General features: G+C 69.5%; 16 protein-coding genes. All 16 read right to left on the reverse strand.

Going from position 1 to position 21,509, the window contains the following annotated elements; all coding sequences use genetic code 11:
* Nucleotides 1-2: 2 nt before the first annotated feature.
* Nucleotides 3-1,118, reverse strand: coding sequence for an LLM class flavin-dependent oxidoreductase (locus ACFFC4_RS15470; protein WP_375502426.1), 1,116 nt, complete (start codon nt 1,116-1,118; stop codon nt 3-5).
* Nucleotides 1,096-2,943, reverse strand: coding sequence for an ABC transporter ATP-binding protein (locus ACFFC4_RS15475; RefSeq protein ID WP_375502428.1), 1,848 nt, complete (start codon nt 2,941-2,943; stop codon nt 1,096-1,098). Before ACFFC4_RS15475 ends, ACFFC4_RS15470 begins: the two co-directional genes overlap by 23 nt.
* Nucleotides 2,918-4,762: an ABC transporter ATP-binding protein gene (locus ACFFC4_RS15480; RefSeq protein ID WP_375502430.1), complete on the reverse strand. Its 1,845-nt coding sequence runs from the start codon at nt 4,760-4,762 to the stop codon at nt 2,918-2,920. The genes ACFFC4_RS15475 and ACFFC4_RS15480 overlap by 26 nt, the downstream gene beginning before the upstream one ends.
* A gap of 49 nt (nt 4,763-4,811) precedes the next feature.
* Nucleotides 4,812-5,894, reverse strand: coding sequence for an LLM class flavin-dependent oxidoreductase (locus ACFFC4_RS15485; RefSeq protein WP_375502432.1), 1,083 nt, complete (start codon nt 5,892-5,894; stop codon nt 4,812-4,814).
* The gene (locus ACFFC4_RS15490; RefSeq protein WP_375502434.1) at nt 5,878-6,900 is read right to left on the reverse strand and encodes a ketopantoate reductase family protein; all 1,023 of its coding nucleotides are present in this window, start codon (nt 6,898-6,900) and stop codon (nt 5,878-5,880) included. The genes ACFFC4_RS15485 and ACFFC4_RS15490 overlap by 17 nt, the downstream gene beginning before the upstream one ends.
* Entirely contained in the window at nt 6,900-8,612 is a 1,713-nt protein-coding gene (locus ACFFC4_RS15495) for a dipeptide ABC transporter ATP-binding protein (protein WP_375502436.1), read from the reverse strand. The genes ACFFC4_RS15490 and ACFFC4_RS15495 overlap by 1 nt, the downstream gene beginning before the upstream one ends.
* Entirely contained in the window at nt 8,609-9,547 is a 939-nt protein-coding gene (locus tag ACFFC4_RS15500) for an ABC transporter permease (RefSeq protein WP_375502438.1), read from the reverse strand. The genes ACFFC4_RS15495 and ACFFC4_RS15500 overlap by 4 nt, the downstream gene beginning before the upstream one ends.
* A gap of 3 nt (nt 9,548-9,550) precedes the next feature.
* The gene (locus ACFFC4_RS15505) at nt 9,551-10,501 is read right to left on the reverse strand and encodes an ABC transporter permease (protein ID WP_375502440.1); all 951 of its coding nucleotides are present in this window, start codon (nt 10,499-10,501) and stop codon (nt 9,551-9,553) included.
* Nucleotides 10,502-10,564: 63 nt separating this feature from the next.
* Nucleotides 10,565-12,280 (reverse strand): ABC transporter substrate-binding protein, encoded by a 1,716-nt coding sequence (locus tag ACFFC4_RS15510; protein WP_375502442.1) that lies wholly within the window; start codon nt 12,278-12,280, stop codon nt 10,565-10,567.
* A 57-nt stretch (nt 12,281-12,337) separates the two neighbouring features.
* Entirely contained in the window at nt 12,338-13,507 is a 1,170-nt protein-coding gene (locus ACFFC4_RS15515; RefSeq protein WP_375502444.1) for an acyl-CoA dehydrogenase family protein, read from the reverse strand.
* On the reverse strand, nt 13,504-14,721 hold the full coding sequence (locus tag ACFFC4_RS15520; protein WP_375502446.1) for an acyl-CoA dehydrogenase family protein: 1,218 nt from the start codon (nt 14,719-14,721) through the stop codon (nt 13,504-13,506). The genes ACFFC4_RS15515 and ACFFC4_RS15520 overlap by 4 nt, the downstream gene beginning before the upstream one ends.
* Nucleotides 14,718-15,965 carry an LLM class flavin-dependent oxidoreductase gene (locus tag ACFFC4_RS15525; protein ID WP_375502448.1) on the reverse strand — a complete coding sequence of 416 codons (1,248 nt, stop codon included), beginning with the start codon at nt 15,963-15,965 and terminating at the stop codon, nt 14,718-14,720. Before ACFFC4_RS15525 ends, ACFFC4_RS15520 begins: the two co-directional genes overlap by 4 nt.
* Nucleotides 15,962-17,227 (reverse strand): LLM class flavin-dependent oxidoreductase, encoded by a 1,266-nt coding sequence (locus tag ACFFC4_RS15530; protein WP_375502450.1) that lies wholly within the window; start codon nt 17,225-17,227, stop codon nt 15,962-15,964. The genes ACFFC4_RS15525 and ACFFC4_RS15530 overlap by 4 nt, the downstream gene beginning before the upstream one ends.
* The gene (locus ACFFC4_RS15535) at nt 17,224-18,432 is read right to left on the reverse strand and encodes an LLM class flavin-dependent oxidoreductase (protein ID WP_375502452.1); all 1,209 of its coding nucleotides are present in this window, start codon (nt 18,430-18,432) and stop codon (nt 17,224-17,226) included. The genes ACFFC4_RS15530 and ACFFC4_RS15535 overlap by 4 nt, the downstream gene beginning before the upstream one ends.
* On the reverse strand, nt 18,429-19,622 hold the full coding sequence (locus ACFFC4_RS15540) for an LLM class flavin-dependent oxidoreductase (RefSeq protein ID WP_375502454.1): 1,194 nt from the start codon (nt 19,620-19,622) through the stop codon (nt 18,429-18,431). Before ACFFC4_RS15540 ends, ACFFC4_RS15535 begins: the two co-directional genes overlap by 4 nt.
* Nucleotides 19,623-19,649: 27 nt before the next feature.
* Nucleotides 19,650-21,476 (reverse strand): rhodanese-like domain-containing protein, encoded by a 1,827-nt coding sequence (locus ACFFC4_RS15545; protein ID WP_375502456.1) that lies wholly within the window; start codon nt 21,474-21,476, stop codon nt 19,650-19,652.
* Nucleotides 21,477-21,509: the final 33 nt, after the last annotated feature.

Raw genomic sequence — 21,509 nt, forward strand, 5'->3', positions numbered from 1 at the left:
AATCAGCCTGCCGGGACCCAGCCCAGCAACGGGGCAACCGTGCTCGCAAGGTCCCCGAGCAGGCGGACGTTCGCCCCCAGGTCGAAGGCCGGCGGCAGGAATAGCACGATCTCGTCGGCCACCGAGAGCCCCGGATCGGCCAGGACAGCATGCGCGACCTCGTCCGGCTCGCCGTGATAGACCGGGCTCATCACGATGCCGGCCGGCAGGTCGGCCGAGAGGGTGGGCGCGAGAGCGCCGCTCGGCCGGGAGGCCGCCGGTCCGTGGGTTCGACGTTCCAGGTCGTAGGCGGCGTAGGTCTCGCGCAGCTGCGGCGTTGGGCCGGGCAGGACGGACGCCGCGACGGCCACCGGTGGCGCTTGGGTGCCGTGCGCGGTAGCCCAGGCGGCCCGGTACTCACCGATCACGTGGGCCTGGTGCTCGGGAAAGGATCGTCCCTCGGGCACGTCGTGCAAGATCGTGCCGGTGATGAGCCGTAGACCCTGCCGGGCGGCCGTGACTGCCGAGGCGACGCTGCCCGACCCGTACCAGATCCGATCGCGCAGACCCGGGCTGTGCGGGGTCACCCTCAGCTCTGTGCCGACGGGCGGGCCGCCGATCCCCTTCTGAGTCGTGACCGTGTGGATGGGCTCGCCGGCGACCCCGGTCAGGAAACGGGCCAGCCGACGTTGCCCCTCGGTGCGGGCGTCGGTGTCGACGCCGCCGAAGACGTCGTCCCAGATGTCGGTGCCGCTGGAGAACGCGAGCTGCAAGCGGCCCCCGGTCAGCAGGTCGGCGGTGCCGGCGGCCTCGGCCAGCAAGATCGGCTCCTGGAACCGCGCCGGGATCACGGCGCTACCGAGGGTGATGCGCGAAGTGTGCTGCCCGGCGGCGGCGAAGAACGGGATCGGCGAGGACAGGTAGTTGTCGAAGTGCCGCTGGTAGGCCCATCCGGACTGGTAACCGAGAGCCTCGGCGGCCTGGAACAGTTCAATGCCTTCACGCAGGCCCCGGCCTGCCTCGCCGGTGGGAAACGACACCCTGGTGTTGAACCCGAGGCTCGTCTTCGCTCGACGGCCGCCGGGCGGTTGCGAGTCATCAGCGGTCGTTGCCGGTTCAGGGTTCGTCAGGGTCGTCATCTCGTCCTCCGGTTGCTCGGGTCAGGTGGGGGTGTCGGGTCCAGGCGGCGACCAGCGCCGCGTACGGCCCCGGTTCGCCGACCAACGTGCTGTGCGGCCCGGTCTGCACGATGCGGCCGTCATCGAAGACGAGCACCCGGTCGGCAGTCGCGGCGGTCATCATCCGATGTGCGATCGAGATGGTGGTGCGCCCGCGGGTGAGCACCGCCAGCGCGTCCTGCACCGCGACATCGGTTGCCGGGTCCACGCCGGATGTCGCCTCGTCGAGCAGGAGCAGATCGGGGTCGACGAGGGCGGTACGGGCCAGCGCGACGAGCTGCCGTTCGCCGACCGACAGTCGCTCGCCGCGCAGCCCGACCTCGGTTGCCAGGCCGTCCGGCAGGCTCGCCAGCCAACTACGCAGCCCTAGCGAATCGAGCGCACGGACGAGATCGACCTTGGCCGCGCCGGGAACGCCCAGCGCGATGTTGTCCCCGATCGTTGTGTCGAACAGGAACGGGTCCTGCGGGACGATCACCACCCGGCCGGCTAGCGCGGCGTCCGCGAGCCGGTCGAGCGGGACGCCGTTGAGCAGCACCCGGCCGGCCGCAACCTCGACCCGCCGAGTGATCAACTTCGCGAAGGTCGACTTCCCCGAGCCGGTGCGACCGACGATCGCCACGTGTTCACCGGGCCCGATGTTAATCTCGACGTCGCGCAGGACCAGCGGGCCGGCGCCGTACCGTGCGCTCGCCCGCTCGACGCGAACCGCGACCGGGCCCGCCGGCAGCAGCGCTGGAGCGTCGACCTGCGCCCGGGGGGTCAGCACCAGTTCGAGCGCCCGCCGCCACCCGGTCAGCGCATTCTGCGCCTCGCCCAGGCTCTGCACGAGGAATTGCAGCGGTCGGACGAAGAACGTCACCAGGAACACCATCGCGACGACCTGGCCTGCGCTCAGTCGTGGACGCGCGGGATCGCCGAGCAAGGCCCACCACACGCCGCCGAGCAGGACTACCAACGTCATGCTCGAGATGGCGACCTCGCCGAGGGAGGTGTTCGCGTGCAGTGGTGTCAGCGTGCGCAGCAGGCTGTCGCGGGCGCGGTCGACGGCCGTGTGGAGCTTGCCGCGAGCGCGCTCGGCGGTGCCGGTGGCGCGAACCACCGGGGCGCCGATCACCGACTCGGCGACCGCGCCCTGCAATCGCGACAGCTCGCGCCGCGCTTGGTCGTAGCGCCGCGCGATCACCCGCTGGACACCTGCCATGGTGACGACCAGGACCCCGGCCAGCACGATGACCGGCGTGGCGAGCAGCCAGCTGTACGCGAACAGCACCGCCGTCGCAATCGCCAGCTGCGCCCCGTTGACCATGAACTGCAGGCCGCCGCCCTGCAGGAAGGTCGTGACCTGGTCGACGTCACTCGTCAGCCGGGCGACGAGATCGGCGCTCGGTGTCCGATCCGCAGTCGTGGCGGGCATGTCGTGGATGCGACGCAACCCGGCCCGCCGCAGGCCCGCCAACGCGCGTTCGACGCGGTCCTGCAGGCGGCGGTTCAGCAGCACCGACGACACCCCGGCTGCCAATACCGCCGCCGCGCCGATCGCGACTGCGAGGCGCACGCTGTGCGTGGTGAGCCCGGCGTCGATCGCGTGCTGGACTGTCAGTGGCGCGACGATGCGGCCCGCGCCGGCGATAAGGGCCAGGACAACGGTGACCAGCAGTCCCTCGCGCAGCTCGGGGGTGACGCGAACGGCCGCGCCCACGAGCGCCCGTGGCCCGAGCGAGCCGAGATAGGCCAGTCCGTTCGCAGCGAGCGGTGGTTCAGGACGCGTGAGAGCGCTCGGCATCGGCCACCTCCCCGCCGCGCTCGTAGGCCGTGACGAGCCGGCGGTAACCGTGGTCGGCCAGCAGCTCGTCGTGCGTTCCGCAGGCCGCGATCCGGCCGTCGACCAGCAGCACGACGCGGTCGGCGCGGGCCGCAGCTCGCGGCCGGTTCGTCGCTAGCAGCAGCGTCGTCGCGCGCAGGGCCGCCGACCCCTCGATCAGCCCGTCGAGCACCTGCCGCTCCACTCGGGGGTCGAGCGCTGAGGTCGCGTCGTCGAGCACGAGCAATGCCGGCTCGCGCAGGATTGCGCGAGCCAGACAGATCCGCTGGCGCTGCCCACCGGACAGCGTTGCGCCCCGCTCCCCCACCACCGTCTCGAGCCCGTCGGGCAGCGCGCCGATGATCTCCTCGGCCGCCGCCAGCCGCAGCGCCCGCCAGAGCTCGGCCTCGTCGTAGTCGCGCCGGTGCCGCGGATGGCCGGACAGGCACAGGTTGTCGCGTATCGACTCGCCGAACAGGAACGGGTGCTGGCCGACGACCGCCACATGCTCGGCCACGATGCCCGCAGCGAGCTCACGCACGTCCATTCCGTCGAACAGCACGACGCCGTCCGACGCTCGCGCCTGGCCGGCGACGAGCTCGAGCAGCGTCGTCTTGCCCGAACCCACCGCGCCGACGACGACGGTCAGGCTGCCTGGCTCGAGCACGAGGTCCGCGTCGCGCAGCAGCAGCCGCCCCTGCCTGCTCACCCCCGCGCCGCGCAGCTCGACACGCAGCGCCGACTTCGTACGCAGGACACGCTGCCCGACGCGCTCCGTGCCGGGGTCGCCGACCACCGCGTCGCCCACCACCGCGTCGGCGTCACCGACTACCGCGTCGATGCGCTCAGCGCCGGCGCGCGACATCGGCAGCATCGACAGGAAGCGGCTGATAACGCTGAGCGGTATCGACGCGGTGATCAGCAGATAGACCACGCCGACGAGGTCCCCGACGCTCAATCCGCCGGTCTCGACGCGAGGGGCGCCCACCGCCAGTGTGGCCAGGATGGCAACGGTCGGCAGCAATTCGAGCAACGGGTCGAACACCGACGAGATGCGGGCCAAGCGCATGTCTGCGACGCGCAGCCGCTCCACCGCCGGCGCGAACCGTTCGTCCTGCCCGTCGACCAGCCCGAGACTGCGCACGACTGCGCCCCCTTCGATCGACTCGTGCGCGATCGCGCCCAACGAGCCGCGGGCGGCCTGCGCGAGCTGCGCCCGCGGGGCAAGCAATCGCTGGTAGACGACGTTCACACCGAGCACGAGCGCGACGAGCACCACGCCGAGCAGACCGAGCCACGCGTCGCGCCAGAAAAGCTCGGCCAACGCGAGCAGCAGCATGAAGACCATGCCTGCCGCGAAGTAGGCGTACTGCATCGGTGACCACATCGCGTCGACATCGGACATCGCATGCGCAAGCAGGGTGCCGGGCGAGCGGCTCCGGTGCCAATCAGCGTCGAAGGACAGAAATCTGCTCACGACCGAGCGCCGGGTACGGGCCTGCGCTCGGTACTGCACGCGGCCAGTGGCCACCCCCCGGATGAAGATGGTGCTGGCCCGGACAGCAGAGATGCCGGCGATCAACAGGGCACTCGCCCACCAGACGCCGGCGGACACCCGGCGGCCGTCGAGTGCCGGAACGACAAGGTGGTCGGTGGCCCAGCCGATCGCGGCCGCACCGAAGACCATGGTGGCCCCGTTCAGCAGCCCGCTGAGCGTGGCGACGAAGGCCGGCGCCGGGTGCGCCCGCGCGCCGGCGAACTGCACGGCAAGCGCGGAGGTTCGACGGACGTCAGCAGGCATCGGTCACTGACACCGGACGGCTGTGCACGAGGTGGAACATTGCTGCCTTTCAGCCGGTCGGAGCCCAGCCGAGGTTGGGCGCGACGTGCGCCACGACATCCCGAAGGATCTGTTTGTTCTGTGCGGGCCCGAAGCCGGGTGGGAGGAAAAGGATGAGCTCGTCGGCGGCCTGCAATCCCACGTCGTCGATAACTGCCTTGGTGACCTCCTCAGGAGTGCCGCGGATGACCGGCGGGAAGCGCACTCCGGCCAGTGCGGGATTCGCGCTCGGGATCAACGCGCCTTGTGGCCGGCTCGAGGCTGGCCCGTTCTGCTGCCGATCCAGGTCGTACGCCTCGTACCTGGCGAGGTCGTCCTCGGTCGTGCCCGGGAGCAGGAACGCGGGAACGGCCACCGGAGGTGCATCCCGGTCGTGGACGTCCCGGTAGGTCCTGCGGTACTCGCTGATGAGACGGGCCTGATAGTGCGCGAAGGTCTCCTCGGTCGGCTCGGTCTGGGCCGCAGTGATCAGCCGCAGGCCCTGCTGGGCAGCCAGGACTGCTGAACCGACGTGACCGGAGCCATACCACATCCGAGAACGCAGGGTCGGGCTGTACGGCGTGGCCCGTAGATGGGTACCGACGGGCGGGGCGCCGAGAAGTTCTTCGTCGACGGTGTGTAGCACGTCGCCATCGATCGCCGCGAGGAACTTCGCCAGCCGCCGCTGCCCCTCAGCACGCCCGGTGAGCCCGGTGGGGCCGAGCCCGAAAACCGCGTCCCAGGCGTTGCCGCCGCTACTGACCGCCAGTTGGAGCCGCTCTCCCACGAGCAGGTCCGTCGTCGCGGCGGCCTCGGCGAAGAGCACCGGTTCCTGATAGCGCAGCGGGATGACCGCGCTGCCGAGCGTGATGCGCGAGGTGTGCTGGCCGACGGCGGCGAAAAACGGCAACGGAGCCGACAGGTAGCTGTCGAAGTGGCGCTGATAGGCCCAACCACGTTGGATGCCGAGATCCTCGGCGAAGCGGAAGAGCTCGATGCCGTCGCGCAGGCCGGCAGCAGGTCCGGCATCGGAGGTGAACGACACCCGGGTGATGAAACCCAGTGTCGGTGGCCTCAGCCCGTTGCTCGTCACCCGGTCAGGCTGCGGAGTCATCGACCGTGGCGCGCAGCAGAGCCGACACCGAGCGTTGGGACTCGAGATGCCGGGCGTTGAGCAGGTGTTGAAGCCGTTCGTTGTACGGGGCGGCGACGTCGTGCTTGCGGGCCAGCAACACGATCTCGCCGTGCAGGAAGTCGACCTCGTTGGAGACTCCGCGCTCGAAGCTCTGCCAGGTCGAGGACCCGCGCCGGTCCTGACCCTCGACAGGCTGGATGTCAAGGGTGTGCCCGTGGTAATCGAGTTGGCCGCCAGGAGGCAGGGGGACGCCCGCCGCGGCGAGAACCGCTGCCGCCTCGTCGCGGATAGCCGCCTTCGCCCTCGCCTTGTCCTCGGGCGAACCGTCGAGCAGATCGACACCGTTGTATTGGAGGTTGATGAGCAGTTTCGCGGCTTTCGTAGCTCGGATGTTCGTCACCGAGATGCCCCCGAGATCGCTGCGACCGAAGTCGGCGACGATCTGCTCCAGCAGCTCGTCTCGCTGGAGATCGGCACGGCCGCCGGGGTACCGGCCGATCCAGAAAATGCCGACCGGATTCACCGACGGCGAGACGATCTCACCGGGCGACAGGAAGCTGGCCGCGATACCGGCCGTGGCTGCGTAGACGTGCCGGAAACGCCGCAGCGCGAGGTCCTCGGTCGCGCAGCCGTTCTGCAAGGTCAGGATCGGCAGGTCTGCTGCTGACCCGACCTCATTACCCTCTTCGTCGAACACCGGCTGCCATGCCCACTCGGCGATCGCCGACTCGGCGTCCTGGGTCTTCACCGCCAGCACGAGGACGTCGTCGCCTCGTAGCCGGACGTCGGACGGACCGCCGGCGACGTCGAGCGGAACGACGTCGACCGTCGCCGGACGGCGAACGACCAGGCCGTCAGCCGCGATCCGCTTGCCGTGCTCGCCCCGGGCGATGAGCACTACGACGTGTCCGTGCAGTGCGAGCTGCGCGGCCACGACTCCACCCACGGCGCCGCCGCCGATCACGACATACCTGGGTTGCGACATCAGGCCTCGACACCGTGGCGGACCGGCTCTGCGCTGCCGCGGTCGGAGCTGCGCGCGGCGGCGTGCCCGGGGATCGCAGCGATGAGCTCACGGGTATACGCGGTCTGCGGATCTCTGAAGACCTCGGCGACCGGCCCTTGCTCGACGATCTCGCCCTTGCTGATCACCGAGACGGTGTGCGAGATCTGGGAAACCACTGCCAGGTCGTGTGAAACGAAGAGGTAGGACAGCCCGAACTCACGCTGCAGTTCGGTGAGCAGGTCGAGGATCTGGGCCTGGACAGACACGTCCAGCGCGGAGACCGGCTCGTCGAGCAGCAGCAGGCTGGGCTTGAGCGCAAGCGCTCGGGCGATCGCGATCCGCTGTCGCTGGCCGCCCGACAACTCGGTCGGCAGCCGGTCGAGGTAGGCGGACGGCAGCGCGACCTGGTCGAGCAATTCCCTGGCACGTGCGGCGCGCGATCGGCGGTCCCCGACCTTGAAGGACACGAGCGGCTCGATGATGCTCTGCTTGATCGTGAACTTCGGGTCCAGCGCAGCGAACGGATTCTGGTGGACGATCTGGACCTGGCGACGCAGCGGGCGCTGTTTGGCCCAGGACAGTCCAGAGATCTCGACGCCCTCCAGAACCACCGACCCCGAGGTCGGGCGCTCGAGACCCAGGGCGATCCGCAACGCGGTTGTCTTGCCCGAGCCGGACTCACCGACGAGCGCATGCGTCTGACCGCGCGGGACCTGGATCGAGACGTCCGACAGCGCCTGGAAGTTGTCGTGGCCGCCGGTAGGCAGAGTGACCCGGAAGGACTTGGTGACCCCGGTGAGGGAGAGGATCGGCGCGGGCAGGGTGTCCCGCCGAACCTCGTAGCGAGGGACCAACTCGCCGCCGTGTGCCAGGCCGGGGGCGGCGGCGATCAGCTGCCGGGTGTAGTCCCGCCGCGGCCTCACCAGAATCGTGCGCGGCTCACCCTCCTCGACGACGCGGCCGGCCTGCATCACGACGACCCGATCCGCGCGGTCAGCGGCGACCGCAAGGTCGTGGGTGATGATCACCAGCGAGATGCCCGTGTCACGCACCAGATTCGTCAGATGGTCGAGAATGCGCTTCTGCACCGTCACATCGAGGGCGCTGGTCGGCTCGTCCGCGATGATGATCTTGGGGTGTCCGGCCAATGCGATCGCGATCAGCACCCGTTGCCGCAGGCCGCCGGAGAGCTCGTGCGGGTACTGCCGGGCGCGCAGTTCCGGGTCTGGAACGCCGGCTTGCTCGAGTACGGCAATGATCTCTGCGCGAACCTCGTCGCGCGGGACGCCGCGCAGCCGCACCGCTTCGGCGATCTGGTTGCCGATCCGCTGAGTTGGGTTGAGGCCGACCATCGGATCTTGTGGCACCAGGCCGACGACGCAACCACGCAGCGTCCGCAGGACCTTCTCCTTGGCACCCGCGGTCTCGATGCCGTCGACCAGGGCGGAACCGCCGGTGATCCGTCCGTTCTCAGGCAGCAGGCCGATGATCGCGTTGGCGACTGTGGTCTTGCCCGAACCGGACTCGCCGACGATGGCCACGATCTCGCCGGGCGCGACGGACAGGCGCAAGCCGGTGACGGCGGGCTGAACCTTGCGGTGCCGAACGTAACCGACGTCGAGCCCGGAGATATCGACGATCGGGCGGGCTGCCCCGGGCTGGGTCGGCGAGGGCTGCAGGGTCGCCGTCATCGTTCGAGCTCCTGGAGGGTCTTGGAGATGTGGTTCAGGGACAGGACGACCAACGTCACGAAGATGCCGGGCATCAGCGACAGCCACCACGACGTGACGAGGAAGTCGCGCCCGTTCGAGATGAGAGTGCCCCACTCCGACGACGGCGGCGGCGCGCCGAAGCCGAGGAAGGATAGCGACGCGATCGCGATGATCGCGACGCCGGCGTCGAGGACGGCGAGCACGGCGACCGGCCCCCAGGAGTTCGGCAGGATGTGGCGGACCAGGACCCGCAGCCACGACGCGCCGCTGGCCCGCGCAGCCTCCACGTAGGGCAGGGTTTTGACGCGGAGCACCTCGGCGCGCGTCGTTCGCGCGAAGCCGGGGATGACGCCCAGGCCGATCGCGAGCGCGACCGGCATGGTGCCGTAGCCGACGGCGGTGACGATCGTCAGCGCGAACAGCAGTGAGGGGATTGCGAGCAGCACGTCGACGATCCGCATGATGATCGCGTCGACCCAGCGGCCGAAGAACCCGGAGACGACCCCGAGTGTCAAGCCCGCGACCAGTCCGATCGCGATCGCGGTGATGGTGGCTTCGATGGTCAGCGACGAGCCGTAGAGCACCCGTGTCCACAGATCGCGGCCGAGATTGTCGGTCCCGAAGAGATGGTGGAGGCTCGGCGATCGCATCGCGTCGGCCGGGTGCGTGGCATAGGGCTGCCCGGAGCTGAACCACCCGGGGACGATCGCCGAGACGATGACGAACGCGACGTACAGAAACGCGATCACGAAGAACGGTTTGCGCGCGAGCTGGGCGAGCGCCGCCAGCAGGTTGCCGTAGCGCCCGGTCTCGAGGTGGCGCGAATCCAGGACGTCGTCCTTCGGCAGGCCGGGCGGTGGCCCCGTGGTCAGGACGGCCAGCTGGTCGCTTGCGGCGGAGATGTCGACGCTCATGGATCAGGCCGCCTTGGCGTAGTGGGAGATGCGCGGGTCGAGCAGGGGGTAGAGCAGGTCGACGACGAGATTGACCACGACGAAGAGGGTCGCGGCGATCATGACGATCGCCAAGACGACGGGGATGTCCTGGGTGGACACCGCGTCCTGGGTGAGACTGCCGACGCCTTGCCGGTTGAACTCCGTCTCGACCACGACCGACGAGGTCACCGTGAGCCCGACGATGACGCCGAGGATCGTCAGCGCCGGGAGCGCGGCGTTGCGCAACCCGTGCCTGAGCTGCACGGCGCCGCGGGAGAGTCCCTTCGCCCGCGCCGTCGCGATGTGCGGCTGACGCATGACGTCTTCGAAGCTGCGCATGAGCACCTGCGCCAGAACGGAGCCGGTGATCAGCGAGATGGTGATGCTGGGCATCACGAGCGACTTCCAGCCCTGCTGTCCGGTGGAGGGCAGCCAGCCCAGCTGGAAGGACAGGAACTGGATGAGGAGCAGGCCGGTGAGGAACTGCGGCAGCGACGCTCCGAACGCCGGCAGCCGGCTCAGGATCAGCCGCAGCCACCGGACACGAACGTAGCTCGCCAGGTACGCCAGCGCCGTGCCCCAGATGAGGGCGACGGCGCCGGCGACCAGGCTCAGCAGCAGCGTGCTGTCGATGCGGTCCCCGATGACCTGGGTCACCGGGATGTCCCGGGTGATCGACGTGCCGAGATTGCCGTGCAGGAAGCCACCCAGATGATCGAAGTACTGCACGATCACCGGTTTGTCGAGCCCGAACCTCGCCTCCGCCGCGTGCAGCTGCGCAGGCTTGAGCGACGTCGTGTCGATCCCCGCTGCGGTCAGTTGCAGTGCAATCGGATTCGACGGCAGCAGATACAGCACGGCGAAGGCGACGGTGTACGCGGCCCACAGGACGGCGATGGCCTGTAGAACCCGCCCGATCACGTATCGGGTCATGAGTGGCTCCTTGCGGTTTGTTACCTGTTGTCAGAGCGCCGGCGCATCAGAGCGCCGGCACCCTCACTTGGCGATCCAGATCGAGCTGGCGTCCAGGAATGCCTCGTCGGTGAAGGCGAAGCCGTGCACCTTGGGGCTGACGCCGGCGTACTGCACCCGCTCGAGCAGCGGGAACGCCAGACCCTGGTCGATCAGGTAGTCCTGCAGCTGACCGTAGGTCTCGCCCGCGACCGAAAGGTCGGTCGTATTGGTCGCCTTGGCGAAGAGGCCCTGGATCTCGGTGGCAGCAGCGGGGACGGACGCCGTCAACGCCGTCGCCAGACCCGGCAGGGTTGCGTTGGCGGGCAGGATGATGCTGCGCAGCGCGCCCGGATCGGCTCTGGTCAGGTAGCTGCCGTAGAGGTCCCACTTACTCGGGTCCCCGAGGATCGTGAACAGCTGCGACTGCTGGACGATTGGCGTTTGCAGGTCGATGCCGGCCGCTTTGAGCTCGGCTTGCCACAACTCGACACCGGGCGCGGCGAAGCCACCCTGCGGTGCGATGAGGGTGAGCTTCTGACCGTTCTTCTCCCGAATGCCGCCGGAGCCCACGGCCCAGCCGTCGTCGGTCAGGATCTTCTTGGCGCCGGCGAGGTCGAAGCCGAGCTTGGACGACTGCGACTTGAAGTACGGCGTCGTGGAGTCGAACACACCCTGCGCGACCGGGTAGTCCGGCCCGTTCGTCGTGCTCGCGATCGTCTTGAGATCGGTCGCCTTGTAGATCGCCTGTCGCACCTTCGCGTCGGCCAGTGGTCGACCCGCTGTGGTGTTGGCGAAGTACGGGTAGGACACGCCGGGCAGCGACCGGGTCTCGATCACGTCCTTGTTGCCCTTGATCTGGGCCTGTTGCTGGATCGAGAACGGGTTTCGTGGCCACGCGATATCGGTCGTGCCGTTGAGCAGGTTGCCGGTGCGAACGCTGTCGTCCTTGACGTAGTGGAAGTCGATCTCGTTGAGGTAGGCCTCACCCTGATTCTTCGAGTTGGCGGAAGCCCACTTGTAGCCGGTGCGCTTTTTCAAAACCAGTCCCACGTTCGGCGTGTACTTGTCGAGCACGAACGGGCCGGTGGCGATCAGGCCCTTGCCGGTGCAGCGCTGCGCCGGTGAGACCTGCCACGCCGACGGCGCGAGGATCGCCAGGTTCGTGGTCGCAGTGGCCTGCAGGAAGGAGTTGTTCGGCGCGCTGAGATCGATCTCGACGGTCTGCGGGTCGACTGCCTTGGCGCCGGCCAGGTTGGCGATGTAGGAGTCGCCGAACGCGCCCGGCACCGCCTTCTGCGTCGCGAGCCAGCCGTTCACATTTGCTACGACCGCGGCGGCGTCGAAGGCCGTGCCATCGCTGAACGTCACGCCCGTGCGCAGTTTGAAGGTGTAGGCCTTACCGTCCGGGGAGATCGTCCAGCTCGACGCGAGGTGGGGAATGACCTTGCCGGTCTTGGGGTCCTGGTCGGTCAGCGAGTCGGTGAAGTTCCGGATCTCCGAGCGGTGTTCGATCCAGTAGGTCTGGAAGGGGTCGACGCAGAGCAGGTTGGGGTTGTCCTGCCAGAACGAGACGCTCAGCGTGCCACCGCGGACGGGCTTCCCGCCGTCACCGGTCGATGGGTTCGATGAGGAGCTGCTGCTGCTGGAACTGCAGGCGGCCAGCGCCAGCACGCTGAGCGCGGCGAGGCCGGCCACGGCCGTGGACCGTGCCGTTTTTCGGCGCCGGGCGATCATGCCCGGACGTCGGCTTACGTTCATTTCATGTCCTTCTCTTCGGTGGGTCGTGCGGTGGTCGTGATGGGTGACGGACCCGGCCTAACCGGCGAGCACGCGACGTCCAGCCGCGAGCAGGGCCGCGTCCTCCTGGGGCGGGTGAACCCGCACGCACAAGGCGTCACGCAGATGCCGCTCCAGGGAGTTGTGCCGGGTCAGGCCTGGATTGCCCAGCGCCGCGACCGCGGTCTGGGTTGCGGTGACGACAGCTCGGCTGATGGCTGCCTTGATGATCGTGATCTGCTCGCCGACTGAGTCGTCTCCGCTCGCGGCCCGCAGCAAGGTCCCGTACAGCAACCCCTCGGCGGTCGCGATCTGCAGGTCGATCTCGCCGGCGACGGTCTGGATGCGGTCGGTCTCGGCGATCGGCTTCCCCAGGGCAGTCGGGACGCGGCTGCGAGTGAACTCGCGGAACGCCGCGCGGGCCGCCCGCGCCACCCCGACGTACAGACCGGTGTGCGCCAGGATGCTCGCCGGCAGCGGTCGCGACGTGAAGTTCGGCCGTTCCGCAGCGCCGAACGCGCCGTAGGGCAGTTCGACGTTGTCGAACAGGACGTCGTGGGTGTTGGACGCGCGCAGGCCGATGTGGTCCCACGTCTCGAGCCAGCTGATGCCCGGGAGGTCGGTCGGCAGGGTGACGAAACCGACCTGCGGCTCCTTGCCGTCCTCGAGCGCCACGACGTGTACGAGGAGGTAGTCGAGTGCCTTGCCGCCCGTGACCCAGCCCTTGTGCCCGTTGAGGACCCAGCCGTCACCGGAGCGCCTGACGTTGGTCGCCGGCAGGCCGCCCCGTGCCGATGCTCCGGCCTCAGGCTCGGCGCCCGCGAAGTTGGCGAGGGTGAGGCGCTGCGCGGACTTCGCGAGGTAGTCAGCGTAGGTGGGCTCGTGCCACTGTACGAGACCCGGCAGGGGGTGGGTGGACAGCAGCGTGTTGACCAGGATGATCGCAACGGAAGGATCGCCCTCGCCGACTGCGACCACGAGACGCGCCGCGTCGAGATCACTGATGTCCGGGCCCCCGTGCTCGGCCGGCACGCGTGCCGTGGTCACACCTGCGCGGTGCAGCGCCTCGAGGCCCTTCCACGGGATCTCGCCGGTGCGGTCGTGCTCCGCGGCGTACTGGGCGAGCTCGGCGGTGAGCTCTGCCAGGCCGGCGTCGGACAGGTCTGGTACCGGGAGGGCGCGGATCTTGCTCTCGTGGACGGCGGTCATGCCCTACTCGTCTCTGCAGTGTCGGCCAGCACGCGCTTGCCCGCGGCCAGCAGCGCAGCGTCCTCCTGCGGCGGATGCACCCGGACGCAGAGCGCGTTGCGCAGATGCCGTTCCAGTGCGTTGTGCCGGGTGAGGCCGGGATTGCCCAGCGCGGCGACCGCGATCTGGGTCGCGGCCACGACGGCGCGACCGATGGCGATCTTGATGACCGACAGCTGCGGAAGGATCGACTGGTCGCCCTGTTCGAGGCGTAGCAGCGACCCGTGCAGCAAGGTTTCCGCGGTGGCGATCTGCAGGTCGATCTCACCGGCGACGGACTGGATGCGCTCGGTCTCGGCAATGGGCTTGCCGAGCGCCGTGGGAACCCGGCCGCGGGTGAACGCGCGGAAGTCCGCGCGCGCGGCGCGAGCCACGCCGATGTAGAGCGCCACGTGGGCGAACCCGCCGGGGCCGGCCGCGGCTGCCGGGTCGCGGTAGGAACCGTCGGCTTGACGAGGGATCTCGCGGAACGCCTCGTAGGGCAGTTCGACGTTGTCGTAGCGGACGTCGTGGGTGTTCGAGGCGCGCAGGCCGATGTGGTCCCAGGTGTCCAGCCAGGTGATGCCCGGCAGGTCGTTGGGCGTGGAAATGTGACCGACGCGCGGGCGCTCGGGGTCGCCATCGGGCTCGACCGCACTGACCCATACCGTTTGGTACGCCAGCCCACGACCACCAGTGCCGTAAGCCTTGTGGCCGTTGAGCAGCCAGCCATCGGACGTGCGGGTAATCGTCGTCGCCGGGATGCCGCCGCGAGCGGGCGCGCCGAGCTCGGGCTCGGCCCGTACCGCGTTGACGAACGTCGGCCGCTCCAGCGATCGGCGCAGCAGGTCGTCGTAGTGGACGTCGTACCACCCACCGACAGCAGCCTGCGCCGCGTGGGTCATCACGGTGTTGGCCAGGAAGAGTGCGACCGACGGGTCGCCCTGGCCCACGGCGCTGACGATGCGAGCCACGTCGCGCTGGCCCAGGCCGGGTCCGCCGTACTGCGTGCCCACGGTGGCGGTGGTGAGCCCCGCCCGGTGGAGCACCTCGAGGCTCTTCCAGGGGATCTCGCCGGTGCGGTCGTACTCCGCGGCGTGCTCGGCGATCTCGGCGGTGACCCGTGCCAGGGCGTCTTCGGTGAGGTCGGGGACGGGGACGTCGTGGACCTGCCGCGGTTCAGCGGTGAGCGTCATGCTGCCAGCCCCGCCTTGGCGGCAGCCGCGTCGTGCGCGGCGAGGAAGTCCGGGTCGCGATAACCGAGGTGCTCGCGCTGCAGATCGCCGCGCCGGCCGGTCGCCGCTCGGTGTGCGAGTTCCGTACGGACGAGCGGCAGGATGAACTCGCCGTACTTCTCGATGTCGGCGATCCCCTCGTAGCCGCGGATCGACACGATGCCTGCCCCGGCGTCGATGTAGTCGAGGATCGCTGCCGCCACCGTCTCGTAGCTGCCCACGAGGGCGGTGGAGGCGCCTGCGCCGTTCGTCGCGCTCGCCGTGGGCGTCCACAGCGCGCGGTCGTAGCGCTCGGACTCGGCGGCGAAACCCAATGCGCGCTGCGCGCCCTTGTTCTGCGGGTTTGTGTCGACCAACCCGCGCGCGAACCGCTGAACGACGGATGTGCCGTTCTTCACCCGGTCGGCGAGGACGCCCAGGACGTCGTAGGCCCGTTCCCACGCCTGCGCATCGGTTGCGGCGATGATCGGGCGGAAGGTCACCCAGATCCGCTGGCGGGGACGGCCCGCCCGGTCGGCGATGGAGTGCACGCGGTCGATCTCTTTGCGCACCTCGGCGAGGGGCTCGCCCCAGAAGGTGAACCAGTCGGCCTTCGCGCCGCCGACCTCGAAGGCGGCGTCGGACTGCCCGCCGATGGAGATCGGGACAGGGTGGCCTGAGTAGGTCTCGAAGCCCGGTCCGAAGTCCTCGAAACGATAGAAGTCACCGGCGAAACTGAACGGCTCCTTCTCGGTCCAGGCGCGGCGGAGCAGGTCGATGTACTCGCTCGTGCGCGCGTAGCGCTTGTCCTTGGGCAGGTAGTCGCCCTGCCGGGCCTGCTCGGCGTCGGCGCCACCGGAGATCAGGTGGACCACCGCGCGGCCCTCGGTGACCTGGTCGAGGGTGGCCAGGGACTGTGCGGCGACCAACGGGAAAACGGTGTTGGGCCGCAACGCCACGATCGGCTTGAGGCGCTCGGTGAGCTGACCGCTCGCCGCGGCCACGATGAACGAGTCGGCAGAAGCCGCGCTGTAGCCGTTGAGGGTGTAGTCGAAGCCGGCGCTCTCGAGGGTGCGGACCCAGTCGCGGTAGGCGTTGACGTCGACGTTCACGGAGGCCGGCCGCAGCTCGGAACCGCCGGCGTAGTTGGTGGCACTGACGAACTCGACGGTCTTGGACGCAGTGTCCGGGATCGTGTCGTCGATAGCGCTCGAGACGCTGGTCATGCAGATGCTCCGATCGGCTGGGACGCGAGCGCGCGTTCGGCGGCGCGCTGATGGGCAGCGACGTACTCGGCGCTGTCGAAGCCGGCGGCGTCGCGCTGAAGATCGCCGCGCCGGCTGGTGGCCTTGCGGTGGGCGATCTCCTGACGCACCAGCGGCAGCAGGTTCTTGCCGTAGTCGACGACGTCGTTGAGGATGTCGAAACCCCGGATGGACACGATGCTCGCGCCGGCGTCGACCTGATCGACGATCGCTGCGGCGACGGTCTCGTAGCTGCCCACGAGGGCGGTCGAGGCGCCGCCGGCGCCGCCCGTCGCGCGGACGATGCCCGACCAGGACGCCCGGTCGTAACCTTCGTCCGCCGCGGCGTAGGACTGCTGGCGCTTGCCGCCCTCGCTCTCCGCAGGGTTGATCTTCGTCTTGCCCAGGAAACGGGCGCGCATGCCCTCGGCGGACGCGCCGGCCTTGGCCGCGTAGTCGAACGCCTTCTCCCAGGCCTGCTCGTCGGTCGGCGCGACGATCGGGCGGAATGTCACCCAGATGCGCGGGTTCGGGCGCCCGGCCCGCCCGGCGATCCGATGGACCCGCTCGATGTCCGTACGGACCTGCGTGATGGACTCGCCGGCATTGAAGGTGAACCAGTCTGCCTTGGCGGCGCCGACCTCGAACGCCTCGTCGGACTGCCCACCGATGGAGATCGGGACCGGATCGCCGGAGTAGGTCCGAAAACCCGGTCCGAAATCGTCGAACGTGTAGAACTCGCTGTCGAAGCTGAACGGTTCCTGCTCGGTCCAGGCGCGACGGAGCAGGTCGATGAACTCCGAGGTGCGCGCATAACGCCGCGCTTTGGGCTCGTAGTCGCCCTGCTTGCGCTGCTCAGCATCGAAGCCGCCGGAGATGAGGTGGACGACAGCGCGGCCGCGGGTCAACTGGTCGAGCGTTGCGAGCTTCTGGGCTGCGACGAGGGGGAACGTGTGGTTGGGGCGCAGGGCCACGATGGGCTTGAGGCGCTCGGTGAGCTGACCGGTCGCGGAGGCGATGACGAATGAGTCGGCCGACGCAGAGCTGTAGCCGTTGAGGGTGTAGTCGAAACCGGCCTCCTCGAGCGCCGCAACGTACTCGCGGTAGAACGCGAAGTCGAAAGCCTTCCCGGCCGCGCCGTTGAGCTCGCTGGCCCGGTTGTAGCCGGTGATGCTGACGAATTCGACCTGGTCGGCGGCCGTCTCCGGGATCGCCGCGGTGTCCACGATCTTCGCGTCGCTCATGAGAGCGCTCCGGCCGTCGCGTACTCGGTGTACTGCGGGCTGTAGTTGCCGGGATTCTCGGCTTGCAGGCGGCCGCGTTCACCGGTGGCCTTGCGGTGGGCGAGCTCCTCGCGGACCAGGGGCAGCACGAAGCGGCCGTAGTCCACTGCGTCGGCAAGCGTGTCGTAACCGCGGATCGACACCAGCGACGCACCGCGGTCGACATAGTCCACGATCGCAGCAGCGACGGTCTCGGGCGAGCCGACCAGCGCGGTCGACGCGCCCGCGGCGTTGGTGACCGCGGCCGTCTTGGTCCACAGCGCGCGGTCGTAGAGCTCGGACTTGTCGGCGAAAGCCAGAGCTCGCTGGGAGCCGACGTTCTGCGGCGTTCCGGGTCCGTAGCGGTGGCTGATCTTGCCCCAGGTGTCGGCCACCTTTGCGACGTACTCGTGCGCCTTCTCCCAGGCCAGCTTGTCGGTCTGGGCGATGATCGGCCGGAAGGTCACCCAGATCCTCGGCAGGGTCGTGCGGCCGGCCGCCCGGGCGATTGCGTGCACCCGCTCGATCTCAGCGCGCAGGTCGTCGAGCGGCTCGCCCCAGAAGCTGAAGATATCGGCCTTCTCGCCGCCGACCTGGAACGCCTCATCCGAGGAGCCGCCTATCGAGATCGGGATCTGCCCCCCGTAGGGAGCGAACCCGGGCCCGAAGTCGTCGAACTTGTAGAACTCGCCGTCGTGACTGAACGCAGCGGGCTCGGTCCAGGACCGGCGCAGCACATCGACATACTCCGAGGTACGGGCGTACCGCCTTTCCTTCGGCAGGTAGTCGCCCTGGCGGGCCTGCTCGGCGTCGCTGCCGCCGGAGATGAGGTGCACGACGGCGCGACCCTCGGTCAGCTGGTCGAGCGTGGCCAGCTTCTGCGCCCCGACGGTGGGGAACGTGGTGTTCGGCCGCAGGGCGACGATCGGCTTGATCCGCTCGGTGAGCTGGCCGACGGCGCTGGCGACGACGAACGAATCGGCGCTGCCCGCGCCGTAGGGCAGCAGCGTGTAGTCGTAACCGCCCTCTTCGAGGGAACGGACGTATCGGCGGAAGTACTTCAGATCGATGCCCCGCGACGGGACCGGGTTCAGCTCGGTCGAGGGGTTCAGATGCGACAGGCTGATGAATTCCACCTCGGGCGACGCGGTCGCCGGAATGGTGGAGTCGACATTCGGAGCGGTCATGCGAAAGTCCTCTCAGCGCGGTTCTGCGAGTGGCGGTTCTGCGAGTGATCGGCGGCGCTCGCGAGCGCGCCGGGGTGGTCGGCCTGCAGGGTGCCGGGCCGCCCGGTGACCTCGCGGTGTGCGAGTTCCTGCCGGACCAGCGGTAGCAGGTAGCGGCCGTAGTCGATGACGTCGTTGAGGTTGTCGTAGCCGCGGATGGAGATCAGGTCGGCGCCGAGATCGACGTAGTCGAGGATCGCCGCCGCCACCGTCTCGGGCGTCCCGACCAGGGCGGTGGACGCGCCGGCAGCACCGGTCGCGCTGGCGGTCGGCGTCCACAGTGCGCGGTCGTGAACGTCCTGGCGGCTGGCGATCTCGAGTAGCCGCTGGGACCCGACGTTCTGCGGCGCGCTGTTGCCGAAGACCTTACGGGCGAACCCCGGATCACCCTGCTTGCTCTGGAGGGTCGCAAGGATGCGGTGCGCCTTCTCCCAGGCCAACTCCTCCGTAGCCGCGATGATGGGTCGAAACGTCACCCAGATCCGCGGTCGATCGATACGCCCGGCCTTCTCCGCCTCACGATGGACGATGTCGATCTGGTCCTGCGTGTCCTTGAGCGGCTCGCCCCACAGTCCGAAGATGTCGGCGCGCGACCCACCGACCCGGTACGCGTCGGCCGACGATCCACCGACCGACACCGGGATCGTCTTGTTGGTGGGCCGCACGGCGCTGAGGAATCCGTCGAATTTGTAGAACTCACCCTCGTGGCTGAACGGCTCGGTGCTGGTCCAGACCTGACGAACGATGTCGATGTACTCCGCGGTTCGGGCGTAGCGCTGCTCCTTGGTCAGGTAGTCGCCCTCGCGGGCCTGCTCGGCATCGCTGCCGCCGGAGATGAAGTGCACGACCGCGCGGCCGCCGCCGAACTGGTCGAGCGTGGCCAGCGCCTTGGCCGCCACCGTCGGGTAGATCGTGTTGGGGCGCAACGCGATGATCGGCGCGATCCTCTCGGTGCGGGCCACGATCTGGTTGGCGATGGCGAACTGGTCCTGGAACGGCGAGGCGTAGGCGCACAGCGTGTAGTCGAACCCGGCGTCCTCGAGCGCGTTGACGTATCGATTGAAGAACGGCAGGTCGATCTCGGCCCGGCCGAGCTTGTTGAGCTCGTTGCTCGGATTGACGTTGACGGCGCTGATGAATTCGACGGCCATGGGTTTTTCGCTTTCGATCGGAATGAATCAGGAGGGGTCTGCGGAGGTGGCGACCGGGCGGGACGGATCGCCCGACCACTGGGACCAGGAGCCGGGATAGAGGGCGGCGTCGATGCCGGCAATGTGCAGGGCGGCTATCTCGTGCGCCGCAGTCACCCCGGAACCGCAGTAGACGCCGACGCTGCCGGTGACGCCGGCGGCGTCGAACCGGGCGCGCAGCGACGCGGCACTGCGGAAGGCTCCGGCCGGCCCGAGGTTGTCCGCGGTAGGCAGGCTGACCGCACCCGGTATGTGACCCGCCCTTGCATCGACGGGCTCGACCTCGCCTCGATAACGCTCCGCGGCCCGGGCGTCGATGAGCACCCCGGTTCCTGGCAGCGCGGCCGCGGCGTCGGCGTCGAGCACCGGCAGGTGGCCCGGTGTGAGGACGACGTCGCCGGGCTCCGGCGTGCTCGCACCGCTCTCGGTCTGCCCGGTCTGCGCCACCCATGCGCCCAGGCCACCGTCGAGGATTCGGACGTCCGCGACGCCAGCCCAGCGCAACAACCACCAGGCGCGGGCCGCGCTCAGCCCGCCGTTGTCGTCGTAGACGACGACCGGGACGCCGGTGCGCACGCCCCACTGACGTGCAGCACGCTGAAGGTTGGCTATGTCGGGCAGCGGGTGGCGCCCCTGTTCGACGGACGCCGGCGCCGCGAGCTCGGACTCCAGATCGACGTAGGCCGCGCCGGGCAGGTGCGCGTCCAGGTAGTGCTTCTCACCATCCGGGTCGCCGAGCGCCCACCGCACGTCCAGCACGACGGGCGGCTGCGGGCCGGCCAGTTCCACCCGCAGGGTCGTCGGGTCGACGGTGACCGTCGCCGCGGCCAGGGTCGTGGCCAGGTCGGCGGCGTCGAGCGTTCCGGGCGCGGTGACCTCGGCGGCCGCTCGGGAGACGCGGGCCTGCAGCGCGGCGTTGACCGGGGCCCGTAGGCCGTTCAACCGGGCCAGCAGCACGACCTCGCCGTTGAGGAAGTCGGTTTCCGGTGTGCGTCCCCGGGCGAGGCTCTGCCAGGTGGAGCTGCCCGGACGCTCGTGGCCCTCGATCTGGTGCACCCCGAACCGGCCCAGGTCCACCGTGGCCTCAGTGGTGTGATCGGCGATGGTGAAGCCGGCCGCGGTGAGCACCGCCTCGGTCTCGGCGCGGACGAGTTCGGCGGCCCGGTCGCGTTCCGGCCCGGACGGGTAGAGCGCGCCGAGGGCGAAGGTCGAGCTGGCGACCAGCTTGCTGGCCTTCCAGCGGGACAGGTCGTCCACCACCTGCACCTCATGGCGGGCCGCGCGCAGGTCGTCGGCGACCCGGGCGACGGCGTCCGTGGCCGGCGCGTCGGGATGCGCGCCGAGCCAGAACACTCCCCTGGCCGGGGCGCCGGGCGACACGACCTCGTCGTCGGTGACGTAGACCGACGGGATCCACACCACGGCGCCGATCACCGTCGCGAAGCGGCGCAGCGCCGAACGCTCGGCGTCCAACCCGTTCTGCACCGTGACGACGGGCAACACGTCCCCTGCACGATGCCGCCCGTCGCCCACCGGCTGGCTCGACCACTCGGCCAGCGCCGCGTCCGCGTCACCGGTCTTGGTCGTCAGGACGAGCACGTCGTGCCGGTCGAGCGCCACCTCCGCAGGTCCGGTTGCGGACGGCACGTCCACGTGTTGGGTGCCGTCGGCCGTGATGTAGCGCAGGCGTCCCGCCGCGATGAGTTCGGCCTGGCGGGGACGGCCCACCAAGACCACTTCACGTCCGGCAACGCGCAACTCGACGGCCAGGCTCACGCCGACTGCGCCGGCACCGATGACGACGTAGCGAGTCATGCGACGAACCAGTCGGAGCAGGACCTTTGGAAA

The organism is uncultured Jatrophihabitans sp. (assembly GCF_964244045.1).
GTDB lineage: Bacteria > Actinomycetota > Actinomycetes > Mycobacteriales > Jatrophihabitantaceae > Jatrophihabitans.

What these genes read in the sequence shown, in the direction of transcription:
- ACFFC4_RS15515 (WP_375502444.1), bottom strand. Translation starts at nt 13,507, where the DNA reads ATGACCGCCGTCCACGAGAGCAAGATCCGCGCCCTCCCGGTACCAGAC.
- ACFFC4_RS15505 (WP_375502440.1), bottom strand. Translation starts at nt 10,501, where the DNA reads ATGACCCGATACGTGATCGGGCGGGTTCTACAGGCCATCGCCGTCCTG.
- ACFFC4_RS15480 (WP_375502430.1), bottom strand. Translation starts at nt 4,762, where the DNA reads ATGCCTGCTGACGTCCGTCGAACCTCCGCGCTTGCCGTGCAGTTCGCC.
- ACFFC4_RS15485 (WP_375502432.1), bottom strand. Translation starts at nt 5,894, where the DNA reads ATGACTCCGCAGCCTGACCGGGTGACGAGCAACGGGCTGAGGCCACCG.
- ACFFC4_RS15470 (WP_375502426.1), bottom strand. Translation starts at nt 1,118, where the DNA reads ATGACGACCCTGACGAACCCTGAACCGGCAACGACCGCTGATGACTCG.
- ACFFC4_RS15490 (WP_375502434.1), bottom strand. Translation starts at nt 6,900, where the DNA reads ATGTCGCAACCCAGGTATGTCGTGATCGGCGGCGGCGCCGTGGGTGGA.
- ACFFC4_RS15535 (WP_375502452.1), bottom strand. Translation starts at nt 18,432, where the DNA reads ATGACCGCTCCGAATGTCGACTCCACCATTCCGGCGACCGCGTCGCCC.
- ACFFC4_RS15500 (WP_375502438.1), bottom strand. Translation starts at nt 9,547, where the DNA reads ATGAGCGTCGACATCTCCGCCGCAAGCGACCAGCTGGCCGTCCTGACC.
- ACFFC4_RS15510 (WP_375502442.1), bottom strand. Translation starts at nt 12,280, where the DNA reads ATGAACGTAAGCCGACGTCCGGGCATGATCGCCCGGCGCCGAAAAACG.
- ACFFC4_RS15545 (WP_375502456.1), bottom strand. Translation starts at nt 21,476, where the DNA reads ATGACTCGCTACGTCGTCATCGGTGCCGGCGCAGTCGGCGTGAGCCTG.
- ACFFC4_RS15495 (WP_375502436.1), bottom strand. Translation starts at nt 8,612, where the DNA reads ATGACGGCGACCCTGCAGCCCTCGCCGACCCAGCCCGGGGCAGCCCGC.
- ACFFC4_RS15530 (WP_375502450.1), bottom strand. Translation starts at nt 17,227, where the DNA reads ATGAGCGACGCGAAGATCGTGGACACCGCGGCGATCCCGGAGACGGCC.
- ACFFC4_RS15525 (WP_375502448.1), bottom strand. Translation starts at nt 15,965, where the DNA reads ATGACCAGCGTCTCGAGCGCTATCGACGACACGATCCCGGACACTGCG.
- ACFFC4_RS15540 (WP_375502454.1), bottom strand. Translation starts at nt 19,622, where the DNA reads ATGGCCGTCGAATTCATCAGCGCCGTCAACGTCAATCCGAGCAACGAG.
- ACFFC4_RS15475 (WP_375502428.1), bottom strand. Translation starts at nt 2,943, where the DNA reads ATGCCGAGCGCTCTCACGCGTCCTGAACCACCGCTCGCTGCGAACGGA.
- ACFFC4_RS15520 (WP_375502446.1), bottom strand. Translation starts at nt 14,721, where the DNA reads ATGACGCTCACCGCTGAACCGCGGCAGGTCCACGACGTCCCCGTCCCC.